Source organism: Pantoea sp. Fr+CA_20, from assembly GCF_024520835.1.
In the GTDB taxonomy this organism is placed as follows: Bacteria; Pseudomonadota; Gammaproteobacteria; order Enterobacterales; family Enterobacteriaceae; genus Pantoea; species Pantoea allii.
Map to the genome: position 1 here is coordinate 39974 of NZ_JALNPN010000010.1, position 19680 is coordinate 59653.

The 19680-nt window shown below is 55.2% G+C and carries 14 protein-coding genes and 1 riboswitch; of the genes, 12 read left to right on the forward strand and 2 right to left on the reverse strand.

Going from position 1 to position 19680, the window contains the following annotated elements:
* Window positions 1–261: 261 nt before the first annotated feature.
* The 5 genes from NR177_RS13500 (at window position 262) to thiQ (ending at window position 6057) form a co-directional block, all read left to right on the forward strand.
* Window positions 262–762, forward strand: coding sequence for a GNAT family N-acetyltransferase (locus NR177_RS13500; RefSeq protein WP_256853058.1), 501 nt, complete (start codon window positions 262–264; stop codon window positions 760–762).
* A gap of 191 nt (window positions 763–953) precedes the next feature.
* Complete coding sequence (gene sgrR, locus NR177_RS13505) at window positions 954–2615, forward strand: HTH-type transcriptional regulator SgrR (protein ID WP_241567489.1); 1662 nt, start codon at window positions 954–956, stop codon at window positions 2613–2615.
* 35 nt (window positions 2616–2650) lie between these two features.
* A riboswitch (TPP riboswitch) is annotated at window positions 2651–2755 on the forward strand.
* Between the two features lie 44 nt (window positions 2756–2799).
* Entirely contained in the window at window positions 2800–3786 is a 987-nt protein-coding gene (gene thiB, locus NR177_RS13510; RefSeq protein WP_256853059.1) for a thiamine ABC transporter substrate binding subunit, read from the forward strand.
* The gene (gene thiP / locus NR177_RS13515; protein ID WP_256853060.1) at window positions 3762–5372 is read left to right on the forward strand and encodes a thiamine/thiamine pyrophosphate ABC transporter permease ThiP; all 1611 of its coding nucleotides are present in this window, start codon (window positions 3762–3764) and stop codon (window positions 5370–5372) included. Before thiB ends, thiP begins: the two co-directional genes overlap by 25 nt.
* Window positions 5356–6057: a thiamine ABC transporter ATP-binding protein ThiQ gene (thiQ, locus tag NR177_RS13520; RefSeq protein ID WP_109716554.1), complete on the forward strand. Its 702-nt coding sequence runs from the start codon at window positions 5356–5358 to the stop codon at window positions 6055–6057. Before thiP ends, thiQ begins: the two co-directional genes overlap by 17 nt.
* Here thiQ and NR177_RS13525 read toward each other — a convergent pair.
* Window positions 6054–6818 carry a DedA family protein gene (locus NR177_RS13525; protein ID WP_256853061.1) on the reverse strand — a complete coding sequence of 255 codons (765 nt, stop codon included), beginning with the start codon at window positions 6816–6818 and terminating at the stop codon, window positions 6054–6056. The two genes, thiQ and NR177_RS13525, sit on opposite strands and share 4 nt — an antisense overlap.
* Window positions 6819–6986: 168 nt before the next feature.
* Between NR177_RS13525 and polB the strand changes: the two genes are divergently transcribed.
* The 3 genes from polB to rluA all read left to right on the forward strand — a co-directional run bounded on the left by polB (window position 6987) and on the right by rluA (window position 13100).
* Window positions 6987–9347 (forward strand): DNA polymerase II, encoded by a 2361-nt coding sequence (polB, locus tag NR177_RS13530; RefSeq protein ID WP_256853062.1) that lies wholly within the window; start codon window positions 6987–6989, stop codon window positions 9345–9347.
* Between the two features lie 155 nt (window positions 9348–9502).
* Entirely contained in the window at window positions 9503–12409 is a 2907-nt protein-coding gene (gene rapA / locus NR177_RS13535) for an RNA polymerase-associated protein RapA (protein ID WP_063881107.1), read from the forward strand.
* 37 nt (window positions 12410–12446) lie between these two features.
* The gene (gene rluA / locus NR177_RS13540) at window positions 12447–13100 is read left to right on the forward strand and encodes a bifunctional tRNA pseudouridine(32) synthase/23S rRNA pseudouridine(746) synthase RluA (protein ID WP_256853063.1); all 654 of its coding nucleotides are present in this window, start codon (window positions 12447–12449) and stop codon (window positions 13098–13100) included.
* A 61-nt stretch (window positions 13101–13161) separates the two neighbouring features.
* On the opposite strand, the gene djlA is transcribed toward rluA, so the two are convergent.
* Complete coding sequence (djlA, locus tag NR177_RS13545) at window positions 13162–13977, reverse strand: co-chaperone DjlA (RefSeq protein ID WP_256853064.1); 816 nt, start codon at window positions 13975–13977, stop codon at window positions 13162–13164.
* Window positions 13978–14159: 182 nt separating this feature from the next.
* Here djlA and lptD point away from each other — a divergent pair, with 182 nt between their 5' ends.
* The 4 genes from lptD to rsmA are packed head-to-tail and all read left to right on the forward strand — an operon-like array spanning window position 14160 to window position 19678.
* Window positions 14160–16532 carry an LPS assembly protein LptD gene (gene lptD, locus NR177_RS13550; RefSeq protein WP_063881106.1) on the forward strand — a complete coding sequence of 791 codons (2373 nt, stop codon included), beginning with the start codon at window positions 14160–14162 and terminating at the stop codon, window positions 16530–16532.
* A gap of 54 nt (window positions 16533–16586) precedes the next feature.
* Window positions 16587–17882 (forward strand): peptidylprolyl isomerase SurA, encoded by a 1296-nt coding sequence (gene surA / locus NR177_RS13555; RefSeq protein WP_063878375.1) that lies wholly within the window; start codon window positions 16587–16589, stop codon window positions 17880–17882.
* The gene (pdxA, locus tag NR177_RS13560; RefSeq protein ID WP_256853065.1) at window positions 17872–18864 is read left to right on the forward strand and encodes a 4-hydroxythreonine-4-phosphate dehydrogenase PdxA; all 993 of its coding nucleotides are present in this window, start codon (window positions 17872–17874) and stop codon (window positions 18862–18864) included. The genes surA and pdxA overlap by 11 nt, the downstream gene beginning before the upstream one ends.
* Window positions 18857–19678 (forward strand): 16S rRNA (adenine(1518)-N(6)/adenine(1519)-N(6))-dimethyltransferase RsmA, encoded by an 822-nt coding sequence (gene rsmA, locus NR177_RS13565; protein ID WP_063878373.1) that lies wholly within the window; start codon window positions 18857–18859, stop codon window positions 19676–19678. The genes pdxA and rsmA overlap by 8 nt, the downstream gene beginning before the upstream one ends.
* Window positions 19679–19680: the final 2 nt, after the last annotated feature.

Sequence of the window (19680 nt, forward strand, 5' to 3'; positions counted from 1 at the left end):
GGGCGTCAGCCCTTCATTTTGCCTGATTATACTCAACGTAAAATAACAAACGGATGATGCTCATAGCCTACTGCATGTCAGGTTATACCGCGCGTGTTGCCGCTTTCTTATTGCCTTCTGCCTGCGAAACCTTTCGTACCTGGTGGCGCGGCTCAGGCTGCCCGGATAAGGTTTTTAGTAGGTAATCATCAACAAAATTGCCTCGCGTTTCATCGCCAGTACACTGTTTTATGACTGCCACCTTCACGACGAGAACGAGACATGATTACTTTCAGGCCGCTAACCGCTGACGAATTCGCTGCGTTTACAGATTATTTCATTGCTGACTATGCCGCAGAGATAGTCAGCAATGACCGCATTTCACAAGAGGATGCGCTGCGACAGGCTCGTCAGACTATCCTGTCCAGCTTCCCTGACGGCGAAAAAACGACCGGGCACGTTATTTTGTCTATCACTGACACCAGTAGGGATAACGCACAACCTGTCGGTTACCTGTGGTACAAACCGGACCTGGCGTTTAGATCCGTCTTTATAAATGACTTTTACCTGTTCCCGGCCTTCCGCAGACAAGGCCTCGGCCGGGCGTCCATGGCGGCGTTAGAAAAGCGGCTCATTGAGCAGGGTTTCACGCAAATCAGGCTGCGCGTCGCGGCAGATAACCCCTCTGCACGTCAGCTTTACGACACCGCCGGTTTTCAGGTGACGGGCATCAATATGAATAAGGTGCTGACGCCCGTCTCCGGCAAAGAACCGTTACCCTAAGCGAAAAAAGCCAGCAGAATAACGCTGCTGGCGAAATGGTAACACACGACTCAGAAGGGACAGACATCGCTGCCAGTCCATGTCAGAGCGCCATTCATGACTGAATGCCTCCCGCTCTTCCATTACAGGAAAGCTTGCCTCTAAAATGAGGTAAGAAAAACAGAGCACGTTTCTCAGGGAGTTCCTCTTTTATGTCTTCATCACGTCTGAAGCAGCAGTTCATTCGTCTGTGGCAAAGTTGCCAGGGGCAATCGCAGGAAACAACCCTGGGTGAACTGGCTGATTTGCTGCACTGTTCGCGTCGCCATATGCGAAACCTGCTAAACAGAATGCAGGAGGCTGGCTGGCTGACCTGGCAGGCCGAAGCCGGACGGGGAAAACGCTCCCTGCTCACCTTCTGCTATACCGGGCTGGCACTGCAGCAGCAGCGTGCCGAAGACCTGCTAGAGCAGGATCGTATCGATCAGTTAGTCCAACTGGTGGGGGATAAAAACCAGGTCAGGCAGATGATTAGCGCGCACCTGGGGCGCAGTTTTCGCCAGGGCAAACATATTTTGCGCGTCCTTTACTACCGTCCTCTGCTCAATCTGTTGCCCGGATCGCCACTGCGCCGTTCCGAAACCCATATTGCCCGCCAGATCTTTAGCGGCCTGACCCGTATAAATGAGGAAAAGGGGGAAATCGAAGCCGATATCGCCCATCACTGGCAGCAGACCTCGGATCGTCACTGGCGCTTCTATATACGGCCGGCCATCCGTTTTCACCATGGCCGGGAACTGGACATGGCCGACGTTATCGCCAGTCTTGAACGTCAGCGCCAGCATCCTCTGTTTTCCCATATCCACCGGATCGATTCTCCTGCCCCCTGGACGCTGGATATTTATTTAGACCAGCCCGACAGCTGGCTGCCCTGGCTACTGGGCAGCGTCAGCGCCATGATTCTGCCGCGTGAATGGCCTGAAATCCGCGATTTTGCCCGCCAGCCTGTGGGAACCGGCCCCTATCGGGTGATACGCAATCAGCAAAGCCAGCTGAAGATCGAAGCGTTTGATGATTATTTTGGCTATCGCGCGTTGATCGATGACGTGTCGGTTTGGGTCCTGCCCGAGATCAGCGACGAGCTGGTGTATGCCGGCGTTCGTCTGCAGGGCGAAAATGCCGATGAGAAACAGGAAGAGAGCCGCCTTGAAGAGGGTTGCTACTATTTACTGTTCGATCAGCGTTCAGAAAAAGCCGCCGATCGGGACATCCGGCGCTGGGTAAGCTACCTGCTTAATCCGATTGCACTCCTCAATAAGGCGGGCATGGGTTATCAGCGCTACTGGTTCCCGGCTTACGGCCTGCTGCCCCGCTGGCACCATCGCCGCGATCTGACCCCGGTGGAAAAACCTGCCGGCCTCACGACGCTGACACTGACCTGGTATAATCAGCATATTGAGCATGTCAGCATTACGGATGCCCTGCGTCCACTGCTGGCAGAACATGGCGTTGCTTTGGAAACCCGAGAGGTCAGTTACGAGAGCTGGCATCAGGGCGAGGGCGAAAGCGATATCTGGCTGGGCAGCGTCAATTTTACTCTGCCACTTGAGTATTCACTGTTTGCGTTGTTATACGAAACGCCGTTGATGCAGCACTGCCTGCCGGTTAACTGGCAGCAGGATGCCGCGCGCTGGCGCGAAAAAACGCTTCCCCTTGCCGAATGGGGTAAACACCTGGTTGAGAATAACTGGCTCCATCCGTTGTTTCACCACTGGCTACTGCTGGAGGGCCAGCGAAGCATGCGCGGCGTCCGAATGAATACGCTGGGCTGGTTTGATTTTAAATCCGCCTGGTTTGCCCCGCCCACGCTGTGAGCCTTCCCCCCTGACCGTTAAATGACTAGAATGTCACGTTCTCAACGGGGTGCCTCTTTCCACAGTGTCAGAGCGCTGAGAAATACCCGTCGAACCTGAATCGGTTAATACCGACGTAGGGATTTGAGAGGCTACTTTGCTCAGATCCTTTGCGACTCAACCCTGCCGCCATTAGGAGCGCAAAGTGTTAAAAAACGTCCTGCCCGTGCTGCTGTTACTTTCTACCCCGGTATTCGCCGCCAAACCTGTCCTGACGGTTTACACCTACGACTCCTTTTCCGCTGACTGGGGCCCCGGCCCGGCCGTAAAAAAAGCGTTTGAAGCCCAGTGCGATTGCGAACTGAAATTTGTTGCCCTGGAAGACGGGGTATCTCTGCTGAACCGCGTGCGCATGGAAGGCAAAAACAGCAAGGCCGATGTGGTATTAGGCCTGGACAACAATCTCGTGCAGGCGGCGGCACAAACCGGCCTTTTCGCCAAAAGCGACGTGGATACCAGCAAACTGCAGTTGCCGGACGGCTGGAAAGACACCACTTTTGTGCCCTTCGATTACGGTTACTTTGCGTTCGTCTACAACAAAAACACCCTGAAGAACCCCCCTACAAGCCTGAAAGAACTGGTGGAAAGCCCGGAGAAGTGGCGCGTGATTTATGAAGATCCGCGCACCAGCACGCCGGGCCTTGGCTTGTTACTCTGGATGCAAAAAGTCTATGGCGATAAGGCCCCTGAAGCCTGGCAAAAGCTGGCGAAAAAAACCGTCACGGTTACCAAGGGTTGGAGTGAAGCCTATGGTCTGTTCCTGAAAGGCGAAAGCGATCTGGTGCTGAGCTATACCACATCGCCGGCTTACCACATCATCGAAGAGAAAAAAGATAACTATGCCGCTGCGCCGTTTGCCGAAGGCCATTATCTGCAGGTAGAAGTGGCGGCCAGACTGGCCAACAGTAAACAGCCAAAACTGGCACAGCTGTTTATGCAATTTATGGTGACGCCAGCTTTCCAGAACACCATTCCGACCGGCAACTGGATGTATCCCGTGATCAAAACCGACCTGCCTGCTGGCTTTGCCTCACTCAGCGTGCCAAAAACCGCATTACAGTTCTCGCCCGAAGAGGTCGCCAGCCACCGTTCGCAATGGGTTAGCCAATGGCAACGCGCCGTCAGCCGTTAATTCCGTGCTGGCTGATTCCGGGTTCACTCGCCACGCTACTGCTTTGCAGCGTGGCGCTGTTGGCATTTGCGTCATTGTGGATGGCGGCACCGGCGACCGACTGGCTGAAGGTACTGCAGGATGATTATCTGCACCATGTGATGGTCTTTTCATTGGGTCAGGCCCTGCTCTCTGCCCTGCTCTCTCTGCTTCCGGCCATTCCGCTATCCCGAGCCCTTTATCGACGCCGCTTTCCTGGCCGCCAGTGGTTGCTGCGCCTGTGCGCTATGACCCTGGTACTGCCCGTCCTGGTCGCGGTGTTTGGCCTGCTCACCGTTTATGGTCGGGTGGGCTGGCTGGCACAGCTTTGCGCATGGCTTGGTGTGGACTATCACTTCTCACCTTACGGGCTGCAGGGCATTTTACTGGCGCACGTATTTTTTAATCTGCCGTTGGCTACGCGCCTGATGCTTCAGTCACTGGAAAGCATTCCTGCCGAACAGCGGCAGCTGGCTGCCCAGTTGAACATACGTGGCTGGCATCAGTTCCGGCTGCTTGAGTGGCCCTGGCTGCGCCGCCAGCTGCTGCCCACGGGCGCACTGATCTTCATGCTCTGCTTTGCCAGTTTTGCCACCGTACTCTCGTTGGGCGGTGGCCCCCAGGCAACCACTATCGAACTGGCCATCTTCCAGGCGTTAAGTTATGACTACGATCCTGGCCGGGCTGCGTTGCTGGCGCTTATTCAGCTCTGCTGTTGCCTGATGCTGGTGATCCTCAGCCAACGCTTCAGTAAAGCCATTCCGGCTGGCAGTCCACAGCTGCAGGGCTGGCGCGATCCTCAGGACTCCACGCTGTCACGCGTCAGTGACGCCGTGATGATTGTTTTCGCGCTGCTGCTGCTGCTGCCTCCGCTGCTGGCGGTGATTGTGAATGGTCTGGAGGGCGGGATTCAGGGCGCGTTACAGCAACCGGCCCTGTGGCAGGCCACCCTGACCTCGTTGCGGATCGCGCTCGGTGCCGGGCTGTTATGTGTGGTGCTGACCACGATGTTGCTGTGGAGCAGCCGGGAGCTGCGCCTGCGGCAGCGTAATGTCGCCGCACAAGCCATGGACAGCAGCGGTATGTTGATTCTGGCGATGCCCGGTATTGTGCTGGCAACCGGCTTTTTCCTGCTGCTGAACGCGACGGTCGGTTTGCCCGACGCCCCGGATGGCGTGGTCATTTTTGCCAATGCGTTAATCGCCATTCCCTACGCGCTGAAAGTGCTGGAAAACCCCATGCGAGATATCGCTGAACGTTACACCCGCCTGTGCGGCGCACTGGGCATCAGCGGCTGGAACCGTCTGTGGCTGATTGAACGGCGAGCGCTAAAGCGTCCACTGGCGCAGGCGCTGGCATTTGCCTGCATCCTGTCAATTGGTGACTTCGGCATTGTCGCGCTGTTTGGCAACGCGGATTTCCGCACGCTGCCGTTCTACCTTTATCAGCAGATAGGTTCCTATCGTGGCGCAGATGGGGCCGTGACTGCGCTGATACTGCTGTTACTCTGCCTGTCTCTGTTCACTCTGATGGAAAAATTACCGGGTCGCCATGCTGACACTGAATAATCTGACTTACCTGTATCAGCATTTGCCGATGCGTTTTTCTCTGAACGCCGTTCGCGGCGAACGGCTGGCTATTCTCGGCCCCAGCGGCGCGGGTAAAAGCACGTTGTTAAATCTGATAGCCGGCTTTCTGCCTGTCAGCCAGGGCAGTCTGACGATCGACGGTGTCGATCACACCCACAGCGTACCCGCTCAGCGACCGGTGTCGATGCTGTTTCAGGAAAACAACCTGTTTCCACATCTTAACGTTGAACAAAATCTGGGGCTGGGCTTACATCCAGGATTGAAGCTTAATTCAGCGCAACGTCAGCAGGTCGCGGCTATCGCCCACCAGGTGGGGTTAAGCGATATGCTGACGCGCCTGCCGGGTCAGCTCTCGGGTGGACAACGCCAGCGCGTTGCGCTGGCGCGCTGTTTACTCCGCGATCGCCCGCTGCTGCTGCTGGATGAACCTTTTTCGGCGCTTGACCCGGCCCTGCGCGGTGAGATGCTTCATCTGGTGCGTACCGTCTGCGAAACCCGCGCGATTACGTTGCTGATGGTGTCGCACAGCCTTGAAGATGCGCAGCAGATTGCACCACGCAGTGTTGTCGTGGTGGACGGACGGGTTTACTGGGATGGCGCGACGGACAGGCTGTTGTCAGGCGAAATACGGGAAGCCGATGTGCTCGGCATCCCGCTTCGTTAGCCAATAAAGACCTGCCACAACAGATGGCGGAAAATCGGCATCATCGGGTGAAACTGGATGCCGACAAAGGCTGCAACGGCGACGACAAAACTCAGCGGTGCCAGCCAGCGCAGGCGTTGTGGCGGCAAATACGCCGTCGCCCAGTCGCGGGTTTTACCGCTGCGCCACCAGCGCCAGCACAGCCAGCATCCCAGCCACACCAGAATAGCAACGCCCAATAACAGCCAGATGAAATGACCGCCCCTGGCTTCTTTCGGTACATCAATCGCGACGCCTGCCAGAATACCCGGCAATAAATAGAGCGGTGGCCATAAAATGCAGCCGATCAGGTTGGGGGGCAGAAACTTACTCACCGGCAGTTCCAGCATGCCCGCCACCAGCGGGATTAACGGTCGGGTTGGTCCCACAAAGCGCCCGACCAGAATGGTAAACATGCTGTGCTGATACAGCGCATGTTCGGTCTTATCCAGTAACCCTTTGTACTTTTGCAGGTATTTCCAGCGATGGAGCGGCCCCTGAAATTTCCAGCCAATGCCATAAGATACCCAGTCGCCCAACAGGCAGCCGACGAAGCCCGCCGCCCAGGCCGGATATAATCCTATCTGCCCACTACCGACCAGCGCGCCCAGGCTTGCCATCATCACGGTTCCAGGGAGTAACAGCCCCACGAACGCTAATGACTCCAGAAATGTCACCAGCGCCACGGCAAACAACGCCCACTCCAGCGACTGTGTAATCAGGTGTTCAACCCAGGCTTCCATATCAATCCTCAGTAAAAGCAGAAGGCTGGATTGTCCAGAGCAGACATCACAGCGTCAAGGCAAGAATTGTAGGTCAATATTGACAAAACGCACCGGCAGACACTGTATAAATATCCATGTTATACTTTTTAACCTACACTTCCGACTCGCTGTCTGCCTGGAGAATACGTGAATAAGCCCCGCGCAGGGTTTCTGCTCAGCCGTCACTGGCGCGATACGCCGCAAGGCACTGAAATTACGCTCTGGCTGGCCACCGATTCAGGTGCTCAGCGCGTCGTGCTGCCCGCGCAGGAATCGGTGGCCTTTATTCCCGTTGAATATCAGGCCCAGGTGGAATCGCTGTTGCAGGACGAGCGTCAGCTGCGCATCCAACCTTTGCAGTTAAAAGATTTTCGCCGCCGTCCGGTATTTGGCCTTTACTGCCGCCAGCACCGTCAGTTGCAGTGGATTGAAAAAAAACTGCGTGAAAACGGTATTCCTCTCTATGAATCCGATATCCGTCCCCCCGAGCGCTACTTGATGGAACGGTTTATCACCGCGCCCGTGTGGTTCGATGGAGATATTCAGGGCGATTCGGTGGTTAACGCTCGTCTTAAACCTCATCCTGATTACCGCCCGCCGCTAAAGTGGGTATCGCTGGATATCGAAACCACTCAGCACGGGGAGCTTTACTGCATCGGCCTGGAGGGCTGCGGTCAGCGCCAGGTTTACATGCTGGGGCCGCCTAACGGTGATGCCAGCGCACTGGATTTTGAACTCATCTACCTTGAAAGCCGCCCGCAGTTGCTGGACGCGCTTAATCGCTGGTTTGCCGACAACGACCCGGATGTGATCATCGGCTGGAACGTGGTGCAGTTTGACCTGCGTGTGCTGCAAAAACACGCCGACCGCTATGGCATTCCGTTGCGTCTTGGCCGTCAGCAGGCCGTGCTGGAGTGGCGTGAACACGGTTTTAAACCCGGCGTTTTTTTTGCCCAGGCCAGCGGACGCCTGATTATCGATGGTATTGATGCGCTGAAATCCGCTTTCTGGGACTTTCCCTCCTTTAGTCTGGAGGCTGTCTCGCAGCAGCTGCTTGGTGAAGGCAAAGCCATTGATAATCCGTGGCAGCGCATGGAAGAGATCAACTGGCGTTTTGCCAACGATAAACCGGCGCTGGCGCGCTATAACCTGAAAGACTGTGAGCTGGTGACGCGCATCTTCCACAAAACCGAGATTATGCCGTTTTTGCTGGAGCGCGCAGCCGTCAACGGGCTGGCAGTCGATCGCCACGGCGGCTCCGTCGCCGCCTTCAGTCATCTGTATATCCCCCGCATGCATCGGGTCGGCTTTGTTGCGCCTAATCCTGGCGATGTTGCACCAGAGGCCAGCCCCGGTGGTTACGTAATGGATTCCCGTCCCGGCCTGTATGATTCGGTGCTGGTGCTGGATTATAAAAGCCTGTACCCGTCGATTATCCGCACTTTCCTGATCGATCCCGTCGGCCTGATTGACGGCCTGGCGCACCCTGCTGACACTGACTCCGTCACCGGTTTCCGCGAGGCACGTTTCTCCCGCACAACGCACTGCCTGCCGGCTATCGTTGAACAGATTTGGCAGGGACGTGAAACCGCAAAACAGCAGGGTAATAAACCGCTGTCGCAAGCGCTGAAAATCATCATGAATGCGTTTTACGGCGTGCTGGGCACCAGCGCCTGTCGCTTTTTTGACCCACGGCTGGCTTCCTCCATCACCCTGCGCGGTCACGCCATTATGCAGCAAACCCGCGAGCTCATTGAAGCCGAAGGCTATGATGTGATTTATGGCGATACCGACTCAACTTTTGTCTGGCTCAAATCCGCCCACAGTGAAGCCGATGCAGAAGCCATTGGCCGCTCGCTGGCGCTGAAGGTTAATCACTGGTGGCGCACGCATCTGCAACAGCAATACGGCCTGACCAGCGCACTGGAGCTGGAGTATGAAAATCACTTTTGCCGCTTCCTGATGCCCACCATTCGCGGTGCCGAACAGGGCAGTAAGAAACGTTATGCCGGCTTAATTCGGGAGGCCGAAGGTGAACGTATGGTGTTTAAAGGGCTGGAATCGGTACGTACCGACTGGACGCCGCTGGCGCAGCAGTTTCAGCAGGCGCTTTACAGCCGGATATTTCATCGCCAGCCGTGGGAGGAGTATGTCCGTACCACCGTGGCGCAATTACTGGCGGGCGAGCTGGACGATCAGCTGATTTACAAAAAGCGCCTGCGCCGCCCGCTGAACGAGTATGAACGAAACGTGCCGCCGCACGTTCGCGCCGCCCGCCTGGCTGATGAACAGAACCGTAAACTGGGCAGGCCGCTGCAATACCAGACCGGAGGCCGCATTCGCTATGTGATTGCCACCGGCGGTCCTGAGCCCGTGGAGGCCCGAACCACGCCGCTGGACTACGATCATTACGTCACAAAACAGCTGCAACCCGTAGCCGAAGGCATTCTGCCCTTCGTCGAGGGTGACTTTGCTACACTCATTACCGGGCAGTTAGGGCTTTTTTGACAGGTGACGAATGCCCTGCCATCCAGTACCATAATGCCCTTCCTCAAAACTCACTGCTCTGACATGACGTACCAGGCCCTTTTGCCTGGTTGACATGCTATTGCCTGAGAATGGGGAACACCTTCAAAAACGTTAAAAATTCGAGCAAAAATTATATGGTTTTTACATTAGGTCAGCGTTGGATCAGTGATACAGAAAGTGAACTGGGATTAGGCACCGTGGTGGCGATTGATACTCGCATGATCACGTTGATTTTTCCGGCCACAGGGGAAAATCGCCTCTACGCTCGCAACGACTCGCCGGTCACTCGCGTGATTTTTAATCCGGGTGATACCGTTACCAGCCACGAAGGCTGGCAGATGCAGGTCGATGAAGTCCGCAATGACAATGACCTGATAACCTATATCGGCACGCGCCTTGATACCCAGGAAACCGACGTTATGCTGCGCGAAGTGATGCTCGACAGCAAACTGGTGTTCAGTAAGCCTCAGGACCGGTTATTTGCAGGCCAGCTTGATCGAATGGATCGCTTCGCCCTGCGTTTTCGTGCACGTAAATACCAAAGTGAGCAGTATCGTCTGCCTGTCAGCGGCCTGCGCGGCATGCGCACCAACCTGATTCCACACCAGCTGCACATTGCTCACGATGTGGGCCGTCGCCATGCGCCGCGCGTTCTGCTGGCGGATGAAGTGGGCTTAGGTAAAACCATTGAAGCCGGCATGATTATCCAGCAGCAGCTGTTAGCGGGCCGGGCTGAGCGCGTGCTTATTGTGGTGCCGGAAACCCTGCAACATCAATGGCTGGTAGAAATGCTGCGCCGCTTCAACCTGCGCTTTGCCCTGTTCGATGACGATCGCTATGCCGAAGCACAGCATGACAGTGATAATGCCTTTGACACCGAGCAGTTGATCATCTGCTCGCTGGACTTTGTCCGTCGTAATAAGCAGCGTCTGGATAAGCTGGCGGAGGCTGACTGGGATTTAATGGTGGTCGATGAAGCTCATCACCTGGCCTGGTCCGAAGGCGAACCCAGCCGTGAATATCAGGTTATCGAAAAACTGGCCGAAAAAACGCCGGGCGTCCTGTTACTGACGGCAACGCCAGAACAGTTGGGCATGGAGAGCCACTTTGCGCGTCTGCGCCTGCTCGATCCTAATCGTTTTCATGATTTTGCCGCCTTCGTTGAAGAGCAGCAGCACTTCCGTCCGATTGCGGACGCGGTCACCTCGCTGCTGGCCGATCATGCCATCTCACAAAGCGAGATGAATATGATCAATGAGCTGGTCGGCGAGCAGGACATTGAACCGCTGCTGCAGGTGGCAAACAGCGACCGAGAAGGCAAGCAGGACGCGCGCAAAGAACTCATTTCTATGCTGATGGATCGCCACGGCACCAGCCGCGTTCTGTTCCGTAATACGCGTAACGGTGTGAAAGGCTTCCCTAAACGTGAGCTGCACCAGATCCGTCTGCCGCTGCCTGCGCAGTATCAAACCGCCATTAAAGTGTCCGGTATTATGGGAACGCGCAAAAGCGCAGAGGCGCGTGCGCGCGACCTGCTCTACCCGGAGCAGATCTATCAGGAATTCGAAGGCGATACCGGCACCTGGTGGAACTTCGATCCACGCGTTGAATGGCTTATGGGTTATCTCACCAGTAACCGTAAAGAGAAGGTGCTGGTGATCTGCGCTCAGGCCGCGACGGCGCTGCAGTTGGAACAGGTCTTGCGTGAACGGGAAGGGATTCGCGCTGCGGTGTTCCACGAAGGCTTGTCGATTATTGAACGCGATCGGGCCGCCGCCTGGTTTGCTTCAGACGAGAACGGTGCGCAAGTGCTGCTGTGTTCCGAAATTGGCTCCGAAGGCCGTAACTTCCAGTTCGCCAGCCGTCTGGTCATGTTCGATCTGCCGTTTAACCCGGATCTGCTGGAACAGCGTATTGGTCGTCTGGACCGTATTGGTCAGGCACACGATATCCAGATTCTGGTGCCGTGGCTGGAGAAAACGGCGCAGGCCGTGCTGCTGCGCTGGTATCACGAAGGGCTGGATGCGTTTGAGCACACCTGTCCGACCGGCAGAGCAATCTATGACAGCGTTCACGCAGAGCTGATCAACTATCTGGCTGCGCCGGAAAACAGCGACGGTTTTGATGATTTCATCATTGAATGCCGCAAGCAGCATGACGCGCTGAAATCCCAGTTGGAACAGGGCCGTGATCGTCTGCTGGAACTGAACTCTAACGGTGGCGACGCCGCTCAGGCGCTGGCGAATACCATCGCCGAGCAGGACAATGATACCGAGCTGGTTAACTTTGCCCTCAACCTGTTCGACATCGTGGGAATCAATCAGGAAGACCGCAGCGATAACCTGATTGTGCTGACGCCATCGGATCATATGCTGGTGCCGGATTTTCCGGGCCTGCCAGAAGATGGCTGCACGATCACCTTCAATCGCGATCAGGCCCTTTCGCGTGAAGATACGCAGTTTATCACCTGGGAACATCCGTTAATCCGTAATGGGTTGGATCTGATCCTGTCAGGTGACACCGGGAGCTGTGCGCTGTCATTGCTGAAGAATAAGGCCTTACCCGTGGGAACGCTGTTGGTCGAAATGATCTATGTGGTGGAAGCGCAGGCGCCGAAACATCTGCAACTCACCCGTTTTCTGCCGCCAACGCCCGTGCGTCTGCTGTTAGATCGCAACGGTACGAATCTGGCCGGTAAAGTGGAGTTCGAGAGTTTCAACCGTCAGTTGAATGCGGTTAACCGCCATACCGGCAGTAAGCTGGTGAATGCCGTACAGCAGGATGTTCACGCGATTCTTACGCTGGCCGAAAAAGAAGTCGTCAGTGAAGCGCGCGCCGTCATTGACGCGGCGCGGCGTGAGGCAGGCGAAAAGCTGGGGGCCGAGTTATCCCGTCTTGAAGCCCTGAGAGCCGTGAACCCCAACATCCGTGACGATGAAGTCGAGGCGTTAGAAAGCAATCGCCAGCAGGTGCTGGAGAGTCTGGATGAGGCCAACTGGCGACTGGACGCACTGCGTCTGATTGTGGTTACGCATCAATAAGTTCAGGGCCGCAAGGCCCTCTTTTTTGGAATAACCTATGGAACCCTATAATCCGCCGCAGGAGCCCTGGCTGCACATCCTGTATCAGGATGCCCACATCATGGTGGTGAATAAGCCCAGCGGCCTGCTTTCGGTACCCGGCCGGCTTGAAGAGCACAAAGACAGCGTGATGACGCGGATTCAACGCGATTATCCCGAGGCTGAGTCCGTGCACCGGCTGGATATGGCGACCAGTGGCGTGATAGTGGTTGCCCTGACGAAAGCCGCCGAACGCGAGCTTAAACGCCAGTTTCGCGAGCGCGAACCCGCGAAGACCTATGTGGCTCGGATCTGGGGCCATCCGGCCCACGAGAAAGGCGTGGTGGATTTACCGCTGATTTGCGACTGGCCAAATCGCCCAAAACAAAAAGTGTGTTTCGAGACCGGCAAGTCGGCACAAACCGACTATCAGGTGATTGAATATCGCGAAGATAACAGCGCCCGCGTTGTACTGAAGCCGATTACCGGGCGGTCGCACCAGCTGCGCGTGCATATGCTGGCGCTGGGCCATCCGATTCTGGGGGACGGTTTTTATGCCCATCAGGAAGCAAAAGCCATGGCAGAACGCCTTCTGCTGCATGCCGAATCATTAACCATTACGCACCCAGCGTTTGGTAATGCCATGACCTTCAGACAGCCTGCCGATTTTTAACCCGCGCGCCATGCCTGGTATTCGCGCGCCCTGGCCATTCGCCCGGGCGCGCATCAACCGCTTACTTAAACCCTTTTTCTTTGCGAATCAGATCGTAAGCTGACTGAATGTCCTGCGCTTTCTGTTTGGCCATTTCCATCATTTCTGGCGGCAGGCCTTTCGCCACCAGCTTATCCGGGTGATGTTCACTCATCAGCTTGCGATAGGCGCGTTTAATGGTGGTGGCATCATCCGTCGTTTTCACGCCCAACACATTGCAGGCATCCGAGAGCGTCGGGCCACGTTGCGCCTGCTGAAAGCCACTCTGTTGCGAGTAGCTGCGGCCGCCGCCGAACTGCTGGCCCCCTTCCATCATGCGCAGAAACTGGTCGAACTGGCTGCGTGAAATCCCCAGTTCTTCACCAATCACATACAGCACCTGACGTTCATTGGGATGCAGTGAGCCATCGGCAAAGGCCGCCTGAATCTGAATTTCCAGAAACATCCTAATCAGATCAAAACGGCCGAAGCAGGCGCTGCGCAATTCACGCAATTTATTACGTAACGGATACTCGCCCTGTTTGCCTTCACGAAAAGCACGCTGAGCAGCCGTTCGGGCCTCTCCGTGCAACTGCATGCGATCCATAAACAGCGAGGCAATCTGGATATCCGCTTCGGTTACGCGCCCTTTGGACTTGGTTAAGTGCCCCATGACCTGAAAAGTCGTACTGAAAAACAGTGACTGCCGGGTCTGATTATTTGAGAAGTAAGCCTTGCTCTGCGCACCGCGAACCTTATCAAATCCATGCCCAACGATCAGACCAATTACAATTCCCCAAAAGCCTGCGCCGGACAGCAATCCAAGCACTAAACCTATAACTTTTCCCCAGTAGCGCATAAACTCCTCAATTCGCCATGCTTACGGCTGAAAATTGCATTATCATACCTGTCATTTATCTCAGCGCCTAACGGCAGCGCGGACAGAAAAGGATTAACACTGGCACAACGCCAGGCAGTGCGTTAGTCTCTGACCCGATTGTCGGCATGATGCCAGTTTTCATGGAATTTTCGATACCGCGTATGAAAAAACATATACCTACTCTGCTGGCCACCATGATCGGCGCAGCCATTAGCCAGCAAGCCTTCGCCGACGATTTAATGTCGCAGTGTATGTTGGGCGTACCCAGTTACAATCGTCCCCTGGTTAACGGCGATCCTAATCAGCTGCCCGTTACTATTCACTCGGATTCACTGAAAGGCAACTACCCTGACGATGCGGTATTCACAGGTGATGTGGATGTTAAGCAAGGCAACAGCCGCATGCTGGCAGACGAAGTCCAGCTTCATCAACGCCAGCCCGAAGGGCAGACGGTTCCCGTCCGTACTGTGGATGCGCTAGGTAATGTGCACTACGATGACAATCAGGTCATCCTGAAAGGTCCGAAAGCCTGGTCAAATCTTAATACCAAAGATACGAACGTATGGAACGGCGATTATCAGATGGTAGACCGCCAGGGGCGAGGCACTGGCGATCAAATGAAGCTGCGCGGAGAAAACCGTTACACCATTATGGAAAACGGAACCTTCACCTCCTGTCTGCCTGGCAGTAACAGCTGGAGCGTTGCCGGTTCTGAGATTATTCAGGATCGTCAGGAAGAGGTTGCTGAAATCTGGAATGCGCGCTTTAAGCTCGGTTCGGTTCCCGTATTCTACAGTCCCTATATGCAGCTGCCGCTGGGCGACCGCCGCCGTTCAGGCTTCCTGATCCCCAACGCCAAATACGGCAGCAGCAACGGTTTTGAATTCATTCTGCCTTATTACTGGAACATCGCGCCGCAGGCGGATGCCACCATTACGCCGCATTACATGAGTAAGCGCGGGCTGCAATTGCAGAATGAATTCCGCTACCTGACCCAGGCGGGTGCAGGCATCGTTGAGTTCGACTATCTGGCATCGGATAAGCAGTACGACAACGATAAAGCCGCGCGCGGCATCGCCCAAAATGACAGTTCCGACCGCTGGTTATTTTACTGGCGCCATTCAGGTGTTTATGACCAGCACTGGCGTTTTAGCGCTGACTACACCAAAGTCAGCGATCAGTATTATTTCAACGATCTGACCTCACCTTATTACAGCTCGACTGACGGTTACGCCTCGCAGAAATTTAGCGTGGGCTACGCGGATACCAACTGGGACGCGACCCTGTCGACCAAAGACTTCCAGATTTTTGGTAATACCAGCAACAGCAACGTCTATCGCGCCTTCCCGCAACTGGATGTGAACTGGTATCAGAACGATGTCGGCCCGTTTGACACGCGCATTTATGCGCAGGCTGTGAAGTTCACCAACGTAAACAGTAGTTTCCCTGAAACCACACGTTTACATGTTGAGCCCACCATCAATCTGCCGTTATCAAACGGCTGGGCCAGCCTGGATACCGAAGCCAAGTTTCTGGCGACGCACTACCAGCAAAAAGATGTTGATTACTACAACACTAACTTTGCACCGAGCAGCACCACCAGTGGTGTGCTGAAAGACTCCGTCAACCGCACCTTGCCTCAGTTTAAGGTCGACGGTCGCATGGTGTTTGACCGTGATATGGACTGGGCGCAGGGTTATACCCAGACGCTGGAACCCCGGGTTCAGTACCTCTATATCCCGTATCGTGACCAGAGTGATATCTATCCTTACGACTCCACCCTGTTGCAAACCGACTATACCGGCCTGTTCCGCGATCGCTCATACAGCGGTCTGGATCGCATCGCATCGGCCAACCAGGTTGCAACCGGTGTGACGACACGAATTTATGATACCGATCTGGTTGAACGTTTTAACGTTTCTGTGGGTCAAATCTATTCGTTTACGCCTTCTCGTACGGGCGTTAACCAGGTCAACAAAGAAGATGATACCGGCAGTCTCCTGTGGGCAGGTGACAGCTACTGGAAGATAAGCGATCGTTGGGGCGTGCGTGGCGGGCTGCAATACGATACCCGCCTGAATAACGTCGCGCAGGGTAATACCGTGCTGGAATACCGTCGTGACGCTGACCGTATGGTGCAGTTGAGCTACCGTTACAGTAGCCCGGAGTATGTTGCTTCTGCGCTTAATGACAGCTCACTGGTGAATAACCCGATTTATAAAAACGGGATTTCACAAGTTGGTACGACGGCGAGCTGGCCGATCCATGACGCCTGGTCGGTGGTTGGCGCGTATTACTATGATACGCGTAATAATCGTCCTGCATCACAGTTGGTTGGCCTGCAGTACAGCTCTTGTTGTTACGCGGTTCGTCTGGGCTATGAACGCAAAATCAACGGTTGGCAAAACAACGACAGTAAGTATGACAACCAAATCTCATTCAACATTGAGTTACGTGGCCTGAGTTCAAATTATGGGCTGGGCACCGGCCAGATGCTGGCTCAGGGAATCATCCCTTATCAGCATGCATTCTGATGTTGTGATGTTTGACAGGCAATCCCGCAGTGCGGAACCAATAATGGATAAAGTATGAAGAACTGGAGAATGCTGATTCTTGGTGTGGCGATAAGTGCCAACACCGTGTTCGCAGCACCACAAGTGGTTGATAAAGTTGCAGCTGTAGTGAATAACGGTGTGGTCCTGGAGAGTGATGTGGACAGCATGATGAGCACCGTTAAATCTCAGGCGAAGCAAGCAGGTCAGCAGTTGCCCGATGACAAAACGTTGCGCCATCAGATCCTCGAACGTGAGATCATGGACGCGATTATTATGCAGCTGGGCGATAAAGCCGGTTTGCAAATCAGCGATCAGCAACTGGATCAGGCTATCCAGAATATTGCCGCGCAAAACCGCATGAGCGTTGATCAACTGCGTAGCCGCCTGGCTTACGATGGAATGAACTACAACACCTATCGGGCTCAGATTCGTAAAGAGATGCTGATCTCGGAAGTGCGCAATAATGAAGTACGCCGTCGGGTCACGATCCTGCCGCAGGAAGTCGATACGCTGGCGCAGCAGGTTGGCGCGCAGAACACCCAGGGCACGGAAATGAACATCAGTCACATTCTGCTGCCACTGCCGGAAAACCCGACGCAGCAGCAGGTTGACGATCAGGAAAAGCTGGCAAAACAGCTGATGACCGAACTGAAAGGTGGTGCGGACTTTGGCAAGCTGGCCGTAACCTACTCCGCCGACTCTCAGGCGCTGAAAGGCGGTAATATGGGCTGGGCGAAAATCGAAGAGCTGCCTACCCTGTTTGCTCAGGCGCTGACCACGGCGAAGAAAGGCGATATTGTTGGCCCTATCCGCTCAGGTGTAGGTTTCCATATTTTGAAAGTGAACGACCTGCGCGGCGAGAGCAAAAATGTCTCTGTGACCGAAGTACATGCGCGTCACATTCTGTTGAAGCCTTCTCCGATCATGACCGACGATCAGGCTCGCGCCAGGCTGGAGCAGATTGCTGCCGATATTCGCAGTGGTAAAACCACCTTTGCCGCGGCAGCCAAGCAGTTCTCTGACGATCCAGGTTCCGCAAATCAGGGTGGCGATCTGGGCTGGACCTCACCAGAAGCGTACGATCCGGCTTTCCGCGATGCGTTGCTGCGTCTGAAAAAAGGCGAAACCAGCCAGCCGGTTCACTCCTCTTTTGGTTGGCACCTGATTCAACTGCTGGATACTCGCCAGGTTGATAAAACCGATGCGGCCCAGAAAGAGCGCGCCTATCGCATGCTGTTTAACCGTAAGTTTGCGGAAGAAGCGCAAACCTGGATGCAGGAACAGCGCGCCGGGGCTTACGTGAAAATCCTGGATAACAATGCGCAGTGATTTTCGTGTGGTGATCACGCCCGGCGAACCCGCCGGGATTGGTCCCGATCTTGCCGTTCAACTGGCCCAGCAGGCCTGGCCCGTTGAACTGGTTGTCTGTGCGTCCCCTCATCTGTTGCTGCAACGTGCAGCACAGCTGAGGTTGCCGTTGACGTTGCGCGTTTACGATCCCGCCCGCACAGCCGAACCGCAACAGGCCGGCACGCTTACCGTCCTTCCCGTTGAGCTACCGCAGCCGGTCACGCCAGGCACGCTATGCGTCGCCAACAGCAACTACGTGCTGGAAACCCTGGCCCGCGCCTGTGACGGGTGCTTATCCGGGGAGTTTTCGGCCTTAATTACCGGCCCCGTGCACAAAGGCGTGATTAACGACGCGGGCATTCCGTTTACCGGTCATACCGAATTTTTTGCCGATCGTGCAGGTGCTCAGCGCGTGGTGATGATGTTGGCGACTGAGCAGCTCCGTGTGGCTCTGGCCACCACCCATCTGCCGTTAAAAGACGTTGCCGCCGCCGTTACCCGTGATTGTCTGCATGAAGTGATCACGATCCTGCATCAGGATCTCAGAAATAAGTTTGCCATTGCCCAGCCGCATATTTTTGTCTGCGGACTGAATCCTCATGCGGGAGAAGGCGGTCACATGGGGCGGGAAGAGATAGATACGATCATCCCGGCATTGAATGAACTTCGTCAGCAAGGCATACAACTGACCGGTCCGCTGCCTGCGGATACCCTGTTCCAGCCGAAATATCTGCAACATGCCGATGCAGTGCTGGCGATGTACCACGATCAGGGTTTACCGGTACTCAAGTTTCAGGGATTTGGTCGGGCGGTCAATATTACCCTCGGCCTGCCGTTTATCCGCACCTCAGTTGACCACGGCACCGCGCTTGAATTAGCCGGCCTGGGTCAGGCTGACGCGGGCAGCTTTATCACGGCGCTTAACCTCGCCATCACTATGATCAAGAGCAGTAATGAATAATCGCGTCCATCAGGGGCACTACGCCCGTAAACGTTTCGGGCAGAACTTCCTGAACGATCAATATATTATCGACAGTATCGTCTCCGCCATTCACCCACAACGCGATCAGGCGATAGTGGAAATTGGCCCCGGCCTTGGTGCACTCACTGAACCGGTAGGCGAACGCCTCGACAGTTTAACGGTGGTGGAGTTAGATCGCGATCTTGCTGCACGCCTGCAAACCCATCCGTTTTTGGGCCCCAAGCTGACGATTTTTCAGCAGGATGCCATGACGTTTGATTTCGCCGCGCTGGCCAAAGAGAAAGGCCAGCCGCTGCGTGTCTTTGGTAACCTGCCGTACAATATCTCGACCCCGCTGATGTTCCATCTGTTCAGCTATACTGGTTCGATTAAAGATATGCACTTTATGCTGCAGAAAGAGGTGGTTAATCGTCTGGTTGCCGGTCCTGGCAGTAAAGCCTATGGTCGTCTGAGCGTCATGGCTCAGTACTATTGTCAGATCATTCCGGTGCTGGAAGTTCCGCCGCACTCCTTTACCCCGCCACCGAAAGTGGATTCGGCGGTCGTGCGGTTAGTGCCTTATATGGCACCGCCTCATCCGGTTAAAGACGTGCGTATTCTGAGCCGTATAACCACTGAAGCATTCGGTAAACGCCGTAAAACACTGCGCAACAGCCTGAGCCATATGGTAGAGGCAGGCGCGCTGGACGCGCTGGCGATCGATACCGGCTTACGTGCCGAGAATGTTTCGGTTGCACAGTATTGCCAGTTAGCAAACTGGCTGGCAGACCATCTGGATAAAACCCAGGAGTAACC

What these genes read in the sequence shown, in the direction of transcription:
- sgrR (WP_241567489.1), top strand. Translation starts at nt 954, where the DNA reads ATGTCTTCATCACGTCTGAAGCAGCAGTTCATTCGTCTGTGGCAAAGT.
- rsmA (WP_063878373.1), top strand. Translation starts at nt 18,857, where the DNA reads ATGAATAATCGCGTCCATCAGGGGCACTACGCCCGTAAACGTTTCGGG.
- pdxA (WP_256853065.1), top strand. Translation starts at nt 17,872, where the DNA reads ATGCGCAGTGATTTTCGTGTGGTGATCACGCCCGGCGAACCCGCCGGG.
- thiQ (WP_109716554.1), top strand. Translation starts at nt 5,356, where the DNA reads ATGCTGACACTGAATAATCTGACTTACCTGTATCAGCATTTGCCGATG.
- rapA (WP_063881107.1), top strand. Translation starts at nt 9,503, where the DNA reads ATGGTTTTTACATTAGGTCAGCGTTGGATCAGTGATACAGAAAGTGAA.
- thiP (WP_256853060.1), top strand. Translation starts at nt 3,762, where the DNA reads ATGGCAACGCGCCGTCAGCCGTTAATTCCGTGCTGGCTGATTCCGGGT.
- surA (WP_063878375.1), top strand. Translation starts at nt 16,587, where the DNA reads ATGAAGAACTGGAGAATGCTGATTCTTGGTGTGGCGATAAGTGCCAAC.
- djlA (WP_256853064.1), bottom strand. Translation starts at nt 13,977, where the DNA reads ATGCGCTACTGGGGAAAAGTTATAGGTTTAGTGCTTGGATTGCTGTCC.
- lptD (WP_063881106.1), top strand. Translation starts at nt 14,160, where the DNA reads ATGAAAAAACATATACCTACTCTGCTGGCCACCATGATCGGCGCAGCC.
- NR177_RS13525 (WP_256853061.1), bottom strand. Translation starts at nt 6,818, where the DNA reads ATGGAAGCCTGGGTTGAACACCTGATTACACAGTCGCTGGAGTGGGCG.
- rluA (WP_256853063.1), top strand. Translation starts at nt 12,447, where the DNA reads ATGGAACCCTATAATCCGCCGCAGGAGCCCTGGCTGCACATCCTGTAT.
- NR177_RS13500 (WP_256853058.1), top strand. Translation starts at nt 262, where the DNA reads ATGATTACTTTCAGGCCGCTAACCGCTGACGAATTCGCTGCGTTTACA.